This is a genomic window from Alcanivorax sp. MD8A, assembly GCF_002888555.1.
In the GTDB taxonomy this organism is placed as follows: Bacteria; Pseudomonadota; Gammaproteobacteria; order Pseudomonadales; family Alcanivoracaceae; genus Alcanivorax.
Window position 1 is genome coordinate 1 of record NZ_AQOQ01000030.1, and the last position, 18,097, is coordinate 18,097.

General features: G+C 57.5%; 19 protein-coding genes. 8 read left to right on the top strand and 11 right to left on the bottom strand.

Features of this window, described 5'->3' with window-relative positions; translation table 11 throughout:
* A partial coding sequence (locus A15D_RS13640) for a hypothetical protein (protein ID WP_233192240.1) occupies positions 1-795 on the top strand: 795 nt, incomplete at its 5' end.
* A gap of 260 nt (positions 796-1,055) precedes the next feature.
* On the opposite strand, the gene A15D_RS13645 is transcribed toward A15D_RS13640, so the two are convergent.
* Positions 1,056-2,234, bottom strand: coding sequence for a VWA domain-containing protein (locus A15D_RS13645; RefSeq protein WP_022985109.1), 1,179 nt, complete (start codon positions 2,232-2,234; stop codon positions 1,056-1,058).
* Between the two features lie 5 nt (positions 2,235-2,239).
* Complete coding sequence (locus A15D_RS13650; protein WP_022985108.1) at positions 2,240-3,082, bottom strand: MoxR family ATPase; 843 nt, start codon at positions 3,080-3,082, stop codon at positions 2,240-2,242.
* A gap of 125 nt (positions 3,083-3,207) precedes the next feature.
* Between A15D_RS13650 and A15D_RS13655 the strand changes: the two genes are divergently transcribed.
* Positions 3,208-3,924, top strand: coding sequence for a 16S rRNA (uracil(1498)-N(3))-methyltransferase (locus A15D_RS13655; RefSeq protein WP_102792377.1), 717 nt, complete (start codon positions 3,208-3,210; stop codon positions 3,922-3,924).
* Positions 3,925-4,013: 89 nt separating this feature from the next.
* Here the strand turns inward: A15D_RS13655 and rluB are convergent, their stop codons facing one another.
* From rluB to A15D_RS13685, 6 genes are all read right to left on the bottom strand, one after another.
* Positions 4,014-4,862 (bottom strand): 23S rRNA pseudouridine(2605) synthase RluB, encoded by an 849-nt coding sequence (gene rluB / locus A15D_RS13660; RefSeq protein ID WP_102792378.1) that lies wholly within the window; start codon positions 4,860-4,862, stop codon positions 4,014-4,016.
* On the bottom strand, positions 4,855-5,787 hold the full coding sequence (gene scpB / locus A15D_RS13665; RefSeq protein WP_102792379.1) for an SMC-Scp complex subunit ScpB: 933 nt from the start codon (positions 5,785-5,787) through the stop codon (positions 4,855-4,857). The genes rluB and scpB overlap by 8 nt, the downstream gene beginning before the upstream one ends.
* Before the next feature lie 2 nt (positions 5,788-5,789).
* Positions 5,790-6,722, bottom strand: a complete 933-nt coding sequence (locus A15D_RS13670; protein ID WP_022985104.1) for a ScpA family protein — start codon at positions 6,720-6,722, stop codon at positions 5,790-5,792.
* A gap of 13 nt (positions 6,723-6,735) precedes the next feature.
* The gene (locus A15D_RS13675; protein ID WP_102792380.1) at positions 6,736-7,950 is read right to left on the bottom strand and encodes a tryptophan--tRNA ligase; all 1,215 of its coding nucleotides are present in this window, start codon (positions 7,948-7,950) and stop codon (positions 6,736-6,738) included.
* Between the two features lie 126 nt (positions 7,951-8,076).
* Positions 8,077-8,700, bottom strand: a complete 624-nt coding sequence (locus A15D_RS13680) for an L-threonylcarbamoyladenylate synthase (protein ID WP_102792381.1) — start codon at positions 8,698-8,700, stop codon at positions 8,077-8,079.
* Between the two features lie 92 nt (positions 8,701-8,792).
* Entirely contained in the window at positions 8,793-9,644 is an 852-nt protein-coding gene (locus tag A15D_RS13685) for a PHP domain-containing protein (protein ID WP_233192241.1), read from the bottom strand.
* A gap of 150 nt (positions 9,645-9,794) precedes the next feature.
* Between A15D_RS13685 and A15D_RS13690 the strand changes: the two genes are divergently transcribed.
* The 3 genes from A15D_RS13690 (at position 9,795) to A15D_RS13700 (ending at position 11,628) form a co-directional block, all read left to right on the top strand.
* Positions 9,795-10,526: a VC0807 family protein gene (locus tag A15D_RS13690; protein WP_102792383.1), complete on the top strand. Its 732-nt coding sequence runs from the start codon at positions 9,795-9,797 to the stop codon at positions 10,524-10,526.
* Between the two features lie 16 nt (positions 10,527-10,542).
* Positions 10,543-10,842: a YciI family protein gene (locus A15D_RS13695; RefSeq protein ID WP_102792384.1), complete on the top strand. Its 300-nt coding sequence runs from the start codon at positions 10,543-10,545 to the stop codon at positions 10,840-10,842.
* A 123-nt stretch (positions 10,843-10,965) separates the two neighbouring features.
* Complete coding sequence (locus tag A15D_RS13700; protein ID WP_102792385.1) at positions 10,966-11,628, top strand: TIGR04211 family SH3 domain-containing protein; 663 nt, start codon at positions 10,966-10,968, stop codon at positions 11,626-11,628.
* Position 11,629: 1 nt separating this feature from the next.
* On the opposite strand, the gene A15D_RS13705 is transcribed toward A15D_RS13700, so the two are convergent.
* Positions 11,630-12,712, bottom strand: a complete 1,083-nt coding sequence (locus A15D_RS13705) for a hypothetical protein (RefSeq protein ID WP_233192242.1) — start codon at positions 12,710-12,712, stop codon at positions 11,630-11,632.
* Between the two features lie 102 nt (positions 12,713-12,814).
* On the opposite strand from A15D_RS13705, the gene A15D_RS13710 reads away from it, so the two are divergent.
* Genes A15D_RS13710 through A15D_RS13720 form a run of 3 tightly spaced genes read left to right on the top strand, consistent with a single transcriptional unit; the run spans position 12,815 to position 16,828 of the window.
* Positions 12,815-13,705, top strand: a complete 891-nt coding sequence (locus tag A15D_RS13710) for an acyltransferase (RefSeq protein WP_102792387.1) — start codon at positions 12,815-12,817, stop codon at positions 13,703-13,705.
* 59 nt (positions 13,706-13,764) lie between these two features.
* The gene (locus A15D_RS13715) at positions 13,765-16,332 is read left to right on the top strand and encodes a DUF349 domain-containing protein (RefSeq protein WP_102792388.1); all 2,568 of its coding nucleotides are present in this window, start codon (positions 13,765-13,767) and stop codon (positions 16,330-16,332) included.
* Position 16,333: 1 nt separating this feature from the next.
* A complete protein-coding gene (locus A15D_RS13720) occupies positions 16,334-16,828 on the top strand; it encodes a DUF4442 domain-containing protein (protein ID WP_102792389.1) in 495 nt (164 codons plus the stop codon).
* A gap of 7 nt (positions 16,829-16,835) precedes the next feature.
* On the opposite strand, the gene A15D_RS13725 is transcribed toward A15D_RS13720, so the two are convergent.
* The gene (locus A15D_RS13725; protein ID WP_102792390.1) at positions 16,836-17,450 is read right to left on the bottom strand and encodes a DUF924 family protein; all 615 of its coding nucleotides are present in this window, start codon (positions 17,448-17,450) and stop codon (positions 16,836-16,838) included.
* Positions 17,451-17,459: 9 nt separating this feature from the next.
* Positions 17,460-18,086: an arylesterase gene (locus A15D_RS13730; protein WP_233192243.1), complete on the bottom strand. Its 627-nt coding sequence runs from the start codon at positions 18,084-18,086 to the stop codon at positions 17,460-17,462.
* Positions 18,087-18,097: the final 11 nt, after the last annotated feature.

Genomic DNA, 18,097 nt, shown 5'->3' on the forward strand with positions numbered 1-18,097 from the left:
GCAAGGAGTTATTCAGAGGCTCCCTCGTCACTCGGTGCAACACCTCGCGCCGAACACATCAAACCGACCCTGGAGTCCCCTATGGCCGTCACCCCCTTTGTGGCCTTCCCCTGCTCTGCCGAGCTGCGCAGCGAAACCGAGAAGCTGATCATCAACCTGCGCGCCGGCGTTTCCGAGCCGCAGAACAAGGCCGCCATGGCCACCATTGACCTGCTGATTGAAGACCTGCTCGATGGCTTCCTGCTCAAGCTGATTGATGTGCTTGAAATGCAGAATTTCATGGCCAAGCTGGTGCGCAGCACCGCCGGCACCATCAACAAGGCGGGCTCTTCCATTGCCAACGCCGCGCTGAAGAAAATGGACAACGACCAGATGCGCCCCATGGCGGATCACGTTGCCTCGCTGATGCTGGATGTGGAAGTGAACGGCGAAATGCAGCCATGGATGGGTGTGCCTGTGTCTGACGAACTCTCGAAGGAGCTGCACGATGTGGCAGCAGGCCTGTGCGGCGACACCCCCAAGGAATTCGTCTCCATGGCCATGGATACCCTGGATAAGCTCACCACCCAGGCTGCGGAAGTGTATATCAGTGAGTCTGTGCGCCTGCTGCAGGTGGGTATTGTGCTGCGCAAGATGGCCAGCGCAGCGATTTCCGCAGTGAAAGGCGCCATGCGCCTGATGCTGAAGAAGACCCTGCCGGACCTGGATGAAACCCAGCTCAAGGCGCTGGGCGACTACATCAATACCCTGCATGTGACTGACGGTGCGGCGGTGGAGTTTAAAGAGAGCGCGTGATTACGCTGGATGCTCTGTGATAAAGAGGATCACGCCGTAGGAGCGTCGCTCGCGGCTCGATAAAAGCCCAGGGTCAAAAGCAGCTTCACCACAGAGTTTAGAGATAGAAACTGTCTTTTCCTCATTGATCTCTGTGGAAAACATACCTTTTAAAGGTGGTAGCTATCGCGCCGCGAGCGACGCTCCTACGGGAAGGCTCAATAGCCCCACAAAAAAGGCCGGACATTTGTTCGGCCTTTTTCGTCAGGTATCAGACGTCCTCACTTGCTCAAATACCGCATGGCCTTTTCCAGGCCTTCGATGGTCAGCGGGAACATCTTGTCTTCCGACAATTGCTTGATCCACTGGGTCGAGGTGGTCATCTGCCAGGCGCGCTCGGGCTCGGGGTTGAGCCACACCACCTTCTCGTAGGTTTCCTTGATCCGCTGGAACCAAACGGCACCGGCCTCTTCGTTCCAGTGTTCCACACTGCCCCCCACAGAATTGACTTCGTAGGGGCTCATGGCGGCATCGCCGACAAAGATGATTTTGTAGTCGTTACCGTACTTGTGCAGCACATCCCAGGTGGACACCTTTTCGTCCCAACGACGGCGGTTGTCCTTCCAGACGTATTCGTAGATGAAGTTATGGAAGTAGAAATACTCCATGTGCTTGAACTCCAGCCGGGCGGCAGAGAACAGCTCTTCACAGGTCTTGATGTACGGGTCCATGGAGCCACCCACATCAAAGAACAGCAGGACCTTGACGCGGTTTTCGCGCTCGGGCCGCATCTTGATATCGAGCAGCCCGGCATTGCGGGCCGTGGACGAGATGGTGTCGTCGATATCCAGCTCTTCGTCACGACCGGTGCGGGCAAACTTGCGTAGCCGACGCAGGGCGAGCTTGATGTTACGGATACCCAGCTCGACCGAGTCATCCAGATTGCGAAATTCGCGCTTTTCCCAGACTTTCACGGCCCGCTTGTTACGGGACGGGCCTGTCATGCGCACGCCTTCAGGGTTGGCACCGTGTCCACCAAAGGGGCTGGTGCCGCCAGTGCCGACCCATTTATTGCCGCCCTGGTGGCGTTTCTGTTGCTCTTCCAGCCGCTTGCGCAGCTCTTCCATGATCTTTTCGAGACTGCCCAGTCCCTTGAGCTTTTCGAACTCTTCAGGGGACAGGTTCTTCTCCAGCTCCTTGCGCAGCCACTCGTCAGGGATCACCTTGCTTAGCCAGTCTGGTTCAAGGGTTTCGAGCCCCTCGAAGTAATTGGCAAAGGCCTGGTCAAAGCGGTCGTAGTACTTCTCGTCCTTGACCATGACGGCCCGGCTCAGCAGGTAGAAATCATCCACCGAGCCGAAGGCCACATGAGCCTGCAGGGCATCGAACAGATCCAGCAGCTCGCGAAGGGTAACGGGTACCCGGTAGCGGCGCAGGTTTTCGAAAAATCCGATCAGCATGGGGCTTAGCTTTCGCGGCGGTTCATGAAGGCCAGGCGTTCCAGCAGCTGCACATCAGACTCGTTCTTCAGCAAGGCACCGTATAGCGGCGGAATGGCGCTCTTGGTGTCGCGGTTACGCAGGATGTCTTCCGGGATATCGTCGGCCATCAACAGTTTGAGCCAGTCGATCAGCTCGCTGGTTGAAGGCTTCTTCTTCAGGCCCGGCACCTTGCGCAGATCGAAGAAGATCTCCAGTGCCTCGCTGACCAGGGTCTTTTTGATTTCCGGGAAATGCACATCCACGATGGCCTGCATGGTCTGGGCATCGGGGAAGTTGATGTAGTGGAAGAAGCAGCGGCGCAGGAAGGCGTCGGGCAGCTCTTTCTCATTGTTGGAGGTGATGATCACGATCGGGCGCTGTTTGGCACTGATGGTCTCGCCGGTTTCGTAGACGAAGAATTCCATGCGATCCAGCTCCTGCAACAGATCGTTGGGGAACTCGATGTCGGCCTTGTCGATTTCATCAATCAGCAGTACCACCTGACCTTCATGGGTAAAAGCTTCCCACAGCTTGCCTTTCTTGAGGTAGTTGGAAACGTCCTCTACGCCTTCAGCGCCCAACTGAGAGTCCCGCAGACGGGAGACCGCGTCGTATTCGTAGAGCCCTTGCTGAGCCTTGGTGGTGGACTTCACATTCCAGGACAGCAGCGGCAGCCCCAGTGACGCCGCAACCTGCTCGGCAAGCAGGGTTTTACCGGTGCCGGGCTCGCCCTTGATCAGCAGGGGGCGCTTCAGCGCGATGGCAGCATTTACCGCCATTTTCAGGTCATCTGTCGCGACATATTGATCAGTACCCTGAAACTGCATGCTTTTCTCCACAAATACGGTTGTTCTGACAGGCGCACACTCTACCAACCCGGCTTCCCGTGTCATAGTGCCGCAAAAGCCAATAAAACAGTGATTTGCGTCAACGCTGTGCGATAATCCCGGGCATGAATTTGCTGCTATTACACCCCGAGCAGGCCCTGACGGATGGGCTGTGGCGCTTGAGTGATCGTCAGGCTCGCCATGTTTGCGGGGTATTAAAACTGTCGGTTGGCGACACATTGCGCACCGGGATCCTTAACGGAGGCACCGGAAAGGGAACCATAGAATCCATTAAAAACAATGGAGTAGAGCTCACTTTTAATCCTGAATCTGAAGCTGCGACTCCCCTGCCCCTTAACCTTCTTCTGGCGCTCCCCCGCCCCAAGATGCTCAAACGCATCCTGATTGATGCCACCAGCCTCGGCATTAAACGCATTGTGCTGATCAACAGCTGGAAGGTGGACAAGAGCTATTGGCAGACCCCGAATCTGAAAGCCGAGCTGCTACGGGAAAAAATGCTGTTGGGACTGGAGCAGGCCCGGGATACCCAAATGCCGGAGCTGATCCTCGCCCCCCGGTTCAAGCCCTTTGTTGAAGACGTGCTGGATGGTTGGGCGGGTGACAGTCGTCGCCTTATCGCCCATCCGGGGGACTTCCCCGCCATGCCGTCCGATCTGACAGACGCCGTGACGCTGGCGATTGGACCTGAAGGCGGCTGGACAGACTATGAGGTCGAGATGCTGCGCGACAAGGGGTTTGCCTGTCACGGCTTTGGGCAACGCATCCTGAGAGTGGAAACCGCCCTGCCAGCACTGGTAGGCCGGGTGATGCGACTTCCATAGGCGTGGAAAGGTTGAGAGCGCATGGGGCTGACGATCAGCCCCGCGTGCCTGTTCCGATAACCGGCGCCAGGCACAATACCCTGCGCAGGTTAACGCCGATACGGACCACGACGCCCTTTTCTGGGAGGCTTGCTGCCGTTGCGCTGATGGCGCAGGCGAGCACGACCATACAGGCCGGTGTACTTTTTGCCTTTGAGCTCGACCCTTTCGATCAGACTCTTGATCTGGGTTTCATCCAGGTCCATCCAGCGGCCCTGGCGGAGCTGCGGCGGCAGGCGCAGATCACCAAAACGCACCCGCATCAGACGGGCCACTTCGAGATCCTGTGACTGGAACAGGCGGCGCACTTCGCGGTATTTACCGCCGACCAGAGTGACCTTATACCAATGGTTGGCGCCTTCTTCTGCGCCACCGGCATCGTCAATGCTTTCGAATTTGGATACGCCATCTTCCAGCAGGACACCGTCCAGCATCGCCTGGCGTTTTTCCGCGGTCAGATCACCACGAACCCGCACCGCATATTCGCGCACGAAGCCATTGGATGGGTGCATGAGACGGTGGGCCAACTCGCCGTCGGTGGTGAACAGCAGCAAGCCGGTAGTGTTGAGATCCAGACGCCCAACCTGCACCCAGCGCAAGCCATTCAGGCGCGGCAGATTATCAAACACCGTGGCACGGCCTTCCGGGTCGTTTCGCGAACAGACCTCCCCTGCGGGCTTGTGATACATAATCACGCGTTGAACGATGTCTTCCTCGGCCTTCACTTTAATAATCCTGCCATCCACACGTAAGGTGTCTTCAGGTCCCACCCGGTCTCCCAGGGTGGCGACATTACCGTTCACGGACACCCGACCGGCTTCGATCCAGGTTTCCAGTTCACGGCGGGAGCCCAGGCCCGCACGGGCCAGAACTTTCTGTAGCTTTTCCGTTTCAATCATGACGGTTTTGGCTGTCCTCTATACTGTCTTCGGCACCTGCTGCATTGTCAGCCTCGCTCTCGGCAAGTGCCACGCTGCTTTCAGCCTGCTCGTCATCGTCGCTGGCAGCCGGCTCGGCCTCGCCATCCATGATGGTCTCGTTGGCCGGCTTGCGACGGAATTCCTGCTCAAAGCTGCTGAGTACGGCATCCACGTTGTCCATGCTCATCAGCGACTCTTCATCAATATCCGGTTCCTGCTCCAGTCCCGGGAAGCTCTCCTGGTCACTGGGCAGGCGGTGTTCACGTTCTTCATCCAGCAAACCGCGGCCATCTTCACCTGCTGGCGCTTCATCGTCATCGCCAGGCGAAGCATTGACCGGCGGAACATCGGTGAGTTCCAGTTCTTCGTTGACCTTGTCCAGATCGCGAATCTCGGACAACGGCGGCAAGTCTTCGAGACTTTTCAGGTCAAAATAATCCAGAAACTGCCGGGTGGTGGCGAACATGGCCGGACGTCCCGGCACATCCCGGTGGCCTACTACCCTGACCCAGTTTCGCTCCAGCAGACTCTTGACGATATGGGAGCTTACCGAAACACCACGAATTTCCTCGATTTCACCACGTGTAATCGGTTGGCGATAGGCAATCAGGGCCAGCGTCTCAAGAATGGCCCGGCTATAGCGCGGGGGCTTTTCCTGCCACAGACGACTGACCCAGGGCCCCAGCTCCGGGCGCGCCTGAAAACGAAACCCGGACGCCACTTCGCGCAGGTAAATGCCCCGCGCTTCGTAATCCTCACTGATGGACTCGAGAAGCTTGGCAAGCTCCTGCTTGCTGGGCCGGTCTTCTTCATCGAAAAGGCTCAGCATGCCATCACGGTCCAGCGGCCCTTCGGCGACCAGTATCGCGGCTTCCAGTATTCTTTTTATCTGCTCAGCGTCCACGCTTACCCCTCGGTTCCATCATGGGCGTCGTCATCAAACCCGGGCTCATCATCGATTTCCAGTTGAGCCAGCACTTCCGATTCTTCCATCACCAGGGTCTTGGCCTTGACATGAATCGGAGCGAACGATTCCGTCTGTACCAGCTCGATCAGCGAGCCTTTGACCAATTCCAGGATGGCAAGAAAGCTCACCACCACCCCAAGCCGCCCCTCTTCAGGGTTGAACAGCTCGATAAAGGGGACAAATTCGCGCCCCTTGAGCTTGTCGAGAACATTGGCCATGCGTTCGCGGGTAGACAGTTTCTCCCGGGACACCTGGTGGCTCTCGAACATGTCTGCCCGGTGCATCACTTCTTTCAACGCCAGCAGCAGCTCACGCATATCCACATCGGGCTGGGCCTTTTCCCGGGAGTACTCCGGCCGTTTGGCCTGGGCCGGGAACACGTCACGCTCCAGGCGTGGCAGCTCGTCGATATCTTCTGCGGCTTTCTTGAAACGCTCGTATTCCTGCAGACGACGAATCAGCTCGGCACGAGGATCCTCGCCCTCTTCCTCTTCGTCGTCCTTGTAGCGTGGCAGCAGCATGCGGGATTTGATCTCACCCAGCATGGCGGCCATCACCAGATATTCCGCGGCCAATTCGAAATTCATGGCCTTCATCAACTCCACGTACTCCATGTACTGGGCGGTGATGGTGGCAACCGGGATATCGAGAATATCCAGGTTCTGGCGCTTGATCAGATACAGCAGCAGATCCAGAGGGCCTTCAAAGGCCTCAAGGAACACCTCCAGCGCATCCGGCGGGATGTAAAGATCGTCCGGTAGCTTGGTGATGGCCTTGCCGTACACCAGCCCGAAGGGCATTTCCGCCTGCTGGGCGTGCTGCCCTGCGGGTGGTGCCTGGTCGGTGACGGTTGGCTCTACGGTTTCTGACATGTCCCTGTCTGCCTTAACGGTAGTTGAGGCCCATCACGGCGCGCACTTCTTCCAGTGTCGCACGGGCCGCCTCGCGGGCCTCTTCACAGCCTTCGGCGACGATGGTGCGTACCAGGTCAGGATTTCGCAGGTGCTCCTCGGCACGCTTGCGAATCGGTTCCAGCTCTTCCTGGACGGCTTCGATGATGGGCTTTTTGCAGTCCAGACAGCCGATGCCTGCACTGGTGCACCCTTCCCGTACCCACTGACGGGTGGTGTCGTCAGAGTACACCATATGGAATTGCCATACCGGACAGTTGTCCGGATCACCCGCGTCGGTACGCCGCACACGGGCGGGATCAGTGGGCATCCGGCGAATCTTGTTTTCTACGTCCGCAGGCTCTTCACGCATGCTGATGAAGTTGCCGTAGGACTTGGACATTTTTTGGCCATCCAGTCCCGGCATCTTTGAGGCTGGCGTCAGCAGGGCCTGGGGTTCCGGCAGGATAACCTTGCCACCGCCTTCCAGGTCGCCCATCAGACGCTCTTTATCACCCAGGGTAATGTTCTGCTGGTTGTCGACCAGAGCACGGGCGGTTTCCAATGCCGCTTCGTCGCCTTTTTCCTGGTACTGGCGACGGTGATTCAGGTAAATCTTGGATTGCTTCTTGCCCATCTTCTTGATGGCAGACTCAACCGCTTCTTCGAAGCCCGGTTCGCGGCCATAAAGATGGTTAAAGCGACGCGCCACTTCGCGAGTCAGCTCAACGTGGGCGACCTGATCCGCACCCACCGGCACCTGGCCGGCACGGTAAGCCAGAATATCGGCAGACTGCAGCAGCGGATAGCCGAGGAACCCATAGGTACTCAGGTCTTTCTCACGCAGTTTTTCCTGCTGGTCTTTATAGGTCGGCACCCTTTCCAACCAGGACAATGGGGTCATCATCGACAGAAGAAGATGTAGCTCGGCGTGTTCCGGTACCTGGCTCTGGATAAAAAGAGTGGCAGAACCCGGGTTGACGCCCGACGCCAGCCAGTCGATGACCAGATCCCAGACGTGTTGCTCGATTTTTTGAGGGTTCTCGTACTCTGTGGTCAGGCCGTGCCAGTCAGCAACGAAGAAAAAACATTCAAACTCGTGCTGCAGACGCGCCCAGTTTTTCAGCACGCCATGGTAATGCCCCAGATGCAGACGGCCAGTGGCGCGCATGCCGGAAACAACTCGCTGGGAGGGAACCACGGAACTCAAAATCGACTCCTTATGCCCGTTCTTGGGTGTCAAAGGGGAAAGCCCGCGATTATACGGTGAAGCGGGTCTTCAGGGACAGGGAAAAGCGCCCTGAACATGCCTCACTGTGCAAAATACAGGCAGGAATCAGTAGATGCTGTCCACCGGGCCTGCGCCCTCGCGGATGACTTCGGGCCCATCACCGTCCACCAGCGAAATAACGGTGGTTTCCTGTACCCCACAGAAGCCCCCGTCGATGACCAAATCCACTTTTCCCTGCAGGAAATCGCGCACATCCTGAGGGTCAGTTAACGGGAACTCGTCGTTGGGCAGATGGCAGGTAGAGGTCATGATCGGCTGGCCATGTTCTGCCAACAGGGCCTGGCAGATGGCATGGTCCGGCACACGAATACCGATGGTCCGTTTCTTGGCATCCATCAAACGACGGGGCACCTCTGTGGTGCCGTTGAGGATGAAGGTGTAGGGGCCGGGAGTATGCGCCTTGAGCAGGCGATAATCCGGGTTTTCAACCTTGGCATAGATAGCCAGCACCGAAAGATCCTGGCACAACAGGGAAAACTGGTGCTTTTTGTCCAGCTGACGAAGCCGGATCAAGCGCTCCAGCGCGGCCTTTTCACCGATGCAGCAGCCTAACGCGTAGGTCGTATCCGTCGGGTAAGCGATCAAGCCACCGTCGCGAATCACCTCTACGGCCTGTCGAATAAGACGTGGCTGGGGAGTTTCAGGGTGAATGTAAAGTACGTCAGTCATAATGTCGGGCGCGCTTGCGGTTAAGGATTAATGTTCAGCTTTAGGTTTTATCGGTAACACATTGAAAAGGTTTGGCTTTGCTGTGCCATATATCAACTCCTCAGGCGCCCTTCCCACACCGGCACCGCACCTGCAGGCACCTCGGGCAAACGCCCCAACGCCAGCCATTTCTGCTCTGGCGAATGGAAATCTGAGCCGGCAGACACCTGCAAATCGAAGTGTTGCCAACACTCGTTGAGCAGTTCTGTCTGTTGTCGGGTCAACCCGGGCATGGCCACTTCCAGCCCATCGCCACCCGCAGACTTGAATGCCGTCAGGAACTGACGCAACCGTTTACGGGTAAAACCATAAGCCTGGGGATGCGCCAGCACGGCCAGCCCTCCGGCCGCATGAATGTCTGCAATCGCCTCCTCCATGGTACACCAGGGGGTCGCCACAAAGGCGGATTGCCCCTGTTTGAGAAAACGGTTGAAGGCGTGGCGACTGTTACGCACACGACCTGCCTGCTCCAGATAACGGGCAAACAAGGGGCGCCCCGGAGCATCTGTCCCCGCGAGTTCACAGGTCCGCTCATAGCTATTCGCCAGCCCGGCTGCCCGGTCAAGACGGCGACCGATCTCGCGGGCACGGTTCACCCGCGCTGCCTGCTGGCTTGCCACCCGGTCATTGAGCCGGGCATTGTCCGTATCCAGCCAAAGCCCAAGCACATGGAATTCCCGGCTGTCGTGACGTACCGAGAGCTCGATACCGTTAATCAGGGTGATCCCGCGACGAACCGCCGCGTCGTGTGCCTCCTCAAGCCCTGCCAGGGTGTCGTGATCCGTCAGCGCCAGATGCGTCACGCCATAGTCCGCCGCACGGTCTACCAAGTCAGCAGGTGCCAGCGCACCGTCTGATGCAAGACTGTGACTGTGAAGATCGTAACAACGGGCGGATGGATCCACGGGAACCTCAGGGTCAAAAACAGGTCGGTAAGTTACCATATTGCAGGGTGAATTACTGCGCTGATGCCGCTACCATCAGGCGCTACCGATCACCGCCTGCAATGCGTCATACGCAGCACGGCGTGACACGCCATACACACCCGGATCCCGATGACAGACAATACACCCCAGGAAAAACAGGCTTCTGCGGCCAACCCCCGCAAGGAAAGCATGCTGGCCAACCTGCTGGTCAACATCATTATTCCCACTCTGATTCTCAGCAAGTTGTCCACTGACGACTATCTTGGCACCAAGTGGGCCATTGTGGTCGCCCTGGCCTTCCCGCTTGGATACGGGCTTCGCGACCTGCTCACCAGCCGCAAGATCAACTTCTACTCAGGGTTGGGCATTGTCAGCATCATGCTCACCGGGGGCATTGGCCTGCTTGAGCTGGATGCCAAGTACATGGCGATCAAAGAAGCCGCCATTCCCGGTCTGCTCGGGCTGGCCACCGTAGGCTCGCTGTACACCCGCTACCCGTTGGTGCGCACACTGGTATACAACGACACCCTTTTCGACCTGGAGAAGATCTCGGCGGGTCTGGCCTTCAAAAATACAGAGCAAGCGTTCGAGCGCACCCTGGTGGTCGCCTCATGGATGATTGCCGGCTCCTTCTTTGTCTCCTCGGTTCTCAATTACGTATTGGCCATTGTGCTTCTGAAAAGCCCGCCCGGCACGGCAGCGTTTAACGAGGAGCTGGGCAAGATGACCGCGCTGAGCTATCCGGTCATCGTGATTCCGTCGATGATCATCTTTGCCCTGGCGCTCTTTTATCTGCTCAGACGTCTCAGCAAACTCACCGGGCTGTCATTTGAAGAAATGATGGGCCAGAAGAACGGTTAACCGCAAAGGAAACACCATGTTTTACGCCATTATCAGCGAAGATGTCGCCAATTCCCTGCCGCTTCGCAAGAAGGCCAGAGAGGCCCATCTCGCTCGCCTGCAGACCCTGAAAGAACAGGGCCGGCTGCTTCTCGCAGGCCCCCACCCGGCTATCGACAGCGAAGAACCAGGCGATTCCGGCTTTACCGGCTCACTGGTCGTTGCGGAGTTCGAATCACTTGAGGCTGCGCAGCAATGGGCCGATGCCGATCCCTACATCGAAGCTGGTGTTTACGCTGGGGTGAAGGTCAAGCCCTTTAAGAAAGTACTGCCCTAACCCCCCGGAATTATCGATTTTTTACAAAGATGCCACGGCCTGCGGCGCGATTTGTGATTATGGTAGCGCCGCACGCTGATGCAGTGTTCTAGACTGCGCGACTTGTATATTGAGGAGTGATTCATGCTCGCACGAGTGATTGCCGTATTGGCACTGGTTATGGTCTGGGGAGGTGCTCACGCCTCGGCAGCCTGGGTCGATGACAGTATTTATGTGCCGATTCGCGCAGCTGCCAACCCCAGCGGACGCATTCTGCACCGGGGCATCAAAAGCGGCACCCGGATTGAGTTCATGGGCTTCGAAGGTGACTGGGCCAAGATCCGCTATGGCGATATCGACGGCTATATCGGCAAACAGTACCTCAGCCAGTCGCCCACGGCGGCGATCCAGCTTGAGCGGGCCCGCAACGAAAGCGAGCAGGCGAAAGCCGAGGCCGCCAAACTGCGCACCCAGCTGGCCGAGATCAAGGGAGAGCGCGATGCATTGTCTGAACAGGCGGGCGAGCTGAAACAGTCCCTGACCTCTCGCAGCGACGAACTGGAACAGTTGCAGGAAGTGGCGTCTGACCCTATCCGTCTCGATCAGGCCAACCGTCGCCTGAACGAGGAGCTGAGCCTGTATCGCTCCGAACTGGATCAGGTCAAGGCTGAAAACGTCATGCTGCGTAATAACAACACGTCGCAGATGTGGTTGACTGGCGTCGGCATTGCCTTGATCGGCATGATTTTTGGCTTTGTACTTCGCTCTCGCGGCGGTCGCCGCCCCAAAAGCGGCTGGGCCAACTGACTTATCCACTGCTGGCGGCAGGTCTGCTACGGGGCTCCCACTCCGGCAGACCTGCCTGCACTTCCAGCCTGATAACTACCCCGCTGATCCCTTCGTATCCAAACTCCCTTGGCCAGTAAACGTACGGCTCCAGCTCCCAGAAAAACCATGGGCGCCAGATGCTTTGCCGAAAACGAATGCTGGTACGCCAATTCTCTACCGCCGCAACCGGGTCGGTATACCCATCCAGGCCGATGCTGTAGCTCAGCCCGGTCCGTTGCCCAAGCTGCCAGTACAGTCGCGCATTCTGGTTGAAATACCAGTCACGGTTCAGTTCGTTATTCTCTTCGGTCAGCTCGTATTCGCTGCTGAAACGGAAACTGGTATTCAAGGTGACCGGCCGATCAAACTCGAACAGGCTGTTGCTGCCAAAGCCCTCAGGGTCTTCCCAATAGCCCTTCTGGGTAAACCGGAATGCCCATAGACTCTTCCCTATCGGGGTAAACCAGCGGTATCGGGCACGCACGAAGGTGGTGAGCTCGGAACGGAGCCCCACATCGATGTCCACATTCATGCGATCTGGCATGTTGGCGGCCCAGCGCAAGGCACTGCGAAAGCCCCCGTCGTCCTGCCCTACTTCTTCTGGCCGTGTATCGAGACCATCACGAAGCTCATCGTTTCGATCATTCTCGTTATCAAACACCAGACTCAAACGGTGCTGAAGATTGGGCAATTCGACCTTGCCACGGATATTGAATTCGCTGCTGTCATCGTCGTTATCTTGCCAACGGTTCGCACCAACAATGCGTAACTGGGTGCCGGCCGCATCTTCGTAGACATCATCAGGACGGGCAAAAAATCCATCGACCCAGCGACTGGGGCCACATACTGTTCGGGACATCCAGCCATGGGTACGGTCAAGCCAGCCTTGTGACACAAGCTCATGTCGACAGGGGTTGGGTCCGCTATCGTCAGAAAATTCGTCATCCCCGCTCAGCTCTTCGGCTGCTGTTGTCGGCTGGCTGACGAGTATCATCACCACCAGCAGACTCAGTAAGCGGCTTTCCTTGGCGCTCATGCATCCGAGCATAGCGGCTCTTTTCATTACGGGAAATCCTGTCCATAAAAAGAATGACCGAAACGGCACGGGACAACACCGACACCATTGGTTAGCATCCGCCACTGGCACACTGACGATGGCGCTACTATGACTTTCTGGCACAAGATTCGCGGTTCACTGGCTCTTCTTGGGATCGTTCTGAATACCCTGATTCTCTGCCCGGTCCTGTTCTTCTTTGCCCTGCTGAAGCTGGTTTTCCCGTTTGACGCTGCCCAGGTTGGGCTATCGAAGGTGCTGGTCTTTATTGCCGAGACCTGGATCGGGATCAACAACGGGATTGCTGCGCTTACCAGCCAGACTCGCTGGAACATCACCGGTATGGAATCTCTGGACCGCAATCAGTGGTATCTGGTTACCTGCAACCATCAAACCTGGGCGGACATTCTTGTCCTCCAGAAAATATCCAACCGCCGCATCCCCTTTCTCAAGTTTTTCCTCAAGCAAGAGCTGATCAAGGTACCGATTTTGGGGCTCGCCTGGTGGGCGCTGGATTTCCCGTTCATGAAACGCTACACCAAGGATGAAATCGCCCGTGATCCCTCGTTGAAAGGCAAGGATCTGGAAACCACCCGCAAGGCATGCGAGAAGTTCGCGTACTTCCCCACCTCGGTAATGAATTTCTTCGAAGGCACTCGCTTCGATGCGAAGAAGCATGCCTCACAGGCTTCGCCTTACCAGTACCTGCTCAAACCCAAGGCCGGCGGCGCCGCCTTTACGCTCAATGCCATGTCAGGACATTTGCGAAATCTGCTTGATGTGACCATTATCTACCCTCCGGGTGCACCGCGTTCGTTGCTGGCCTATCTGGGTGGCGCCATGCCAGTCGTGGACGTCATCGTGCAGCAACGGGTGATCCCCGCCTGGGCCTCAGAGGGTGATTACGAATCGGATCCGGAATTCCGCGCCCGTTTCCAGCAATGGATTGGAGACCTCTGGGACGAGAAGGACGCGCTGATAGCCTCACGAATGAAGCAGTGACCCTGGGAGAAGGAATCTGCTTCACACAATAAGGAACCCGGGATACCGGGCGCGACATTATGTTTGGCCGATTTCTTAAACCCCGCTGGCAACATGCCAACCCTGACATTCGACTCAAAGCTATCGAACTGCTTAACCCCCGTGACGACGCCCAGATCCTGGCACAACTGTCGCGGGGAGATGCCAGTGCCCTGGTCCGGGCCGCCGCCGCAGGCAGACTGATTGAACTGTCTCTCCTTGATGAAATTCACCAGCGTGATGAAGCGCCCTCGGTACGTGAAGCCGCATCCATGCGGATCATGGCGTTATTGGCCGGGACCACAGATGATGCCCCGAATCAGGATACCCGTTTACGGCTGATCCGATTGACCGGTAACGATGACGCATTACGCTTCATCGCCGAGAACAGTCCAGACGACCACTGCCAACAAGCAGCCATCGAACGCCTGCGGGATCCATCCGCCCTGTTTCGCCTGGCGGTCGATGGCCGCACCGAAGCCTTGCGTGTTAGCGCCGCCCAACAGATTTCCGATTTGCCCACGCTGAAACGACTGGCACGGGAAGGCCGTGACAAGCGGGTGGTTCGCCTGGCACGGGACCAAGCCCGGGTACTGCAGGAGAAAGAGCAGGCCCAAGATGCCCGCAACGCAAAAGTGGTTCATCTTGCAGATCGCCTTGAGCAGCATGCCCGGCGCAGTGCCGATGCGCTCTACGGTCCCCGCCTTGAGCAACTTGAGCAACAGTGGCAACAACACCGTGACAATGCGACTCCGGACCTCTCTGCACGCGTGAGCCAGGCCCTCCAGCAATGCCGGGAACAACTGAATTCGCTGCAGGAAGCGCACCGTCTTGAAGCCCTGCGTGATACCGCCCGGACCGAGCGTGACGCTTCTGCCCATGCACTTTATCAGCTGCTGAGTCAGAGCGATTCGCAAACCTGGGAGCAACAACTGGGGGAGCTCCGCTCTGCCCTTGCGACCCAACAGCGCCGCTGGCAGAGCGCCCATCAACAAAGCCCTGCCGATGAAAATGAAACCCGCGGTTTCAACGATCTGGTCGCAGCCTTCGAGAAAATGCTTTCGCTGGCCTCCCAGGCGCTCGAAGCAGAATCTGCCGATGCCTTGTTGCTACTGTCACAGCAATGGCCCTCAGAATATCCTCGTCCCAGTGCCTTGATGGGTATCGCTGAACCCGCCGCAGCGTCACCCAAACCCGATGCCCGCAAGCCCCGCACGACGCCTCACCGGGGTTTGCTGGTGGCGCTGAAGCGCGAACTCAGCAAAGGGAATCTGCGCCATGCCAACCGCCTGTGGCACAAGGCCGAGTCCATCGCTGAGGAAGAGAAGGACAGTGTTCTCAGTAAAGAGCTGGCCAAACTGACCGAACGCCGAGCGGAGCTACAAGACTGGCATCGTTTTGCTGCCCAGCCCAAAAAAGAAGCCCTTTGCGAGAAAATGGAAGGGCTGGCAACGACCAACGACGGCATGGATCCGCCCGAGCTCGCCACGGCCATACAGGCCCTCCATGACGAATGGCGAGCCCTGATGAGTTCAGATCAGGATGAAGACCAGGCACTTTGGGACCGATTCAAACAGGCGACTGATCAGGCTTACCTGCCCTGCCAGGCACACTTTGCCGAGCAAGACGCATTGCGTCAGCAGAATCTCATAAAGCGACAGGAGCTTTGCCAGCAACTCGAAAGCTTCATGGCTAATCAGAGCTGGGAAAACGTGGACTGGGAAGCCATCTGGCAGATTCGCCAGCAGGCCCCCAAGGATTGGAAGCAGCTTCAACCAGTACGGTTCACCGACAACCGGGAAGTGCAGAAACGTTTTTCCGCCCTGCTGTCTGATCTGGATGACAAGCTGAATCACTGGATCGAACAGGCCCGTAGCCAACGTGACGGTCTTATTCAGCAGGCGCAATCACTGCCCATCGAAGATGGACAGATTCAGGAATCCGTCAGACAGGCCCAGCAGCTACAAAAACAGTGGCGTACTACCGGCTGGGTTCCGCCCTCCGTTCATCGTGGCATGCAGAAGTCCTTCAAGCGCGCCATGGACCGGGTCTTTAACGAGCGCAATCGCCTGCACGACGCCCAAAAAGCCCAGCAAAGTGCACGGCTGGATGAGGCACAAAAAGCGCTATCGCAACTGGAATCCACTCTGGTTGCTCCCTTTTCCCGTGACAACGCGAAGCAGCTATCTGCCAGTCTCAGCGAAATCGATACCTTCAGTGATCTGCGCCTGCCCAGAGACATGAATCGTCAGCTGCAGCAGTTACGGCGACGGGCCAGAGAGCGCCTTGACCGCATGAGCGAATGGGAACAGTGGCAAGCCATGCAAGAGAGCTTGCAGGCGCTGCCCACCGGGGATCAATGTGAGGAACAGGATCTGGTACTGGCGGTTGCCTTTGAAGCACTGGCCGGGGTGCCCTCGCCCGAGCCCGAGCGCCAACGCCGCCTCGCCTGGCAGCTGGAGGCGTTACCTGCCGCCATGAAGCGTCAGGGCTTCGCAGTACTGGATGAGATGGCCAGGCTGCTGGAGCGGCATCAAGGCGCTGTTTGCGCCAACGCCAAAAACCGTATGCACGCAGCCCTGGCTGTCCTTGAGCCCGGTAACGGATAACATGAGCAATATTTTGACTCGCTTTGCGCGAAGCCCCAAAGGACTGCGATGGTTTTTGAACATCTACGGCCCCTACCTTGGGGCCGGCGTTCGCGTCGATTATCTCGCCGAAGACTTTCGTGAACTGAAAGTCTCAATGGGCCTGCACTGGTTCAACCGTAATTATGTCGGCACGCATTTTGGTGGCAGCCTGTATTCCATGGTCGACCCCTTTTATATGCTCATGGTCATGAACGTACTCGGGCGGGAATATGTGGTATGGGACAAACGCGCAGACATTGACTTCATCCGCCCCGGCAAGGGCCGGGTCCATGCGCACTTCCGGTTGACCGACGATGACCTGAGGGCGATACATGACGCCACAGAGAGTGGAGAGAAATACCTGCCAACCTGGCAAGTCGAGATCGTCAATATCGTCAATAATGAAGGTGAGTGCGTCGCACGAGTGAACAAGACACTCTATATCCGTCGCAAGAACACCACATCAGGCACCTGAGCCCTCTTTACTGACCATACCCTGAGTGGGTTTCCAGAAAATGCCGCTCGTCACTACTGCTGTCACGGCCGAGTACCTTGTTTCGGTGCGGGAAGCGGCCAAAACGGCGAATGATCTCCCGGTGTTCCCTTGCCGCTGTCAGGTGGCCCTCGATAGAGCCCTGGATGGCCCCTGGCGCCTCTTGCTGAATCGCTTCAAGGGAGCTCACGCACAGATCATGCAGATCCTCGTCTTCTGCATGCATTAACGGCATGACAAAGAAGACCTGGCCACACGGCGGCAGACTGCTGGTCATCCGTCGTGACAACCCTTCCACTGCCAGCGTGGCAGCCCGGTGGTCACCGGCAAATGCCCGGGGGGTTCGGCGGAAAATATGACGGGGGAACTGGTCCAACACCAGAATCAGGGCCAAGCGGGACAAGGGCTGGCGCTCCCAGTCCACCAGCTCCTGCTGCAGTGCGGCATCGACCATCGGGGCAAAACGGTGCTCGATTTCGGCGTCATCACCGGCATTGGCCCGAAACCATTTGCGCATGGCCGGCTCACTGGGCCAGCCCCGTTCAATCCCATCCTCAAACCAGTAATCCAGCACTTCCTGCCAGGGCGAGACCAGATCAAACATGCAAACTCCCTATCCTGCCCGTTGGTCAGCGGTGTTGGCTGACACGGACGCACAACCAACGGGTAACAGCGGGCCGATCACCGTCAGGGCATTGTCCAGCAGTAAGGGCTGGACATCCGCCGTGGGGTGGATACCGTCCTTCTGAATACCGTCTTGTTCGAAGACGCCCTCCAGAAAAAACGGGAACAGCGGCACATCCAGTTCCCTGGCCAGCTGGGCAAACTGCTGTTCAAACAAGCGAGCATACTGCTCGCCATAATTCGGCGGAATCCGCATACCGAGCAACACAGGGGTTGCACCACTTTCACGGCTTAACGAAACCATCTGCGCGATATTCTGTCTCATGGCTATGGGGGACAGTCCACGCAATCCATCATTGCCACCCAGTTCGATAACCACGATCTCCGGCTGATGCTGCTCAAGCAGGCCGGGCAGCCGGCTTTTGCCACCGGCAGTGGTTTCGCCACTGACTGACGCATTGATCACTTCCAGATTGCTGCAGGACGCATCCAGTGACTGTTCAAACAGGTGAACCCAGCCTTGTGACTTTTCAATGCCATAGGCTGCACTGATACTATCGCCCAGTATCAGAATCCCGTTCGCACGCGCTAGCGTTGCGAATCCAACAAGTGCCATCAGCAACAGTG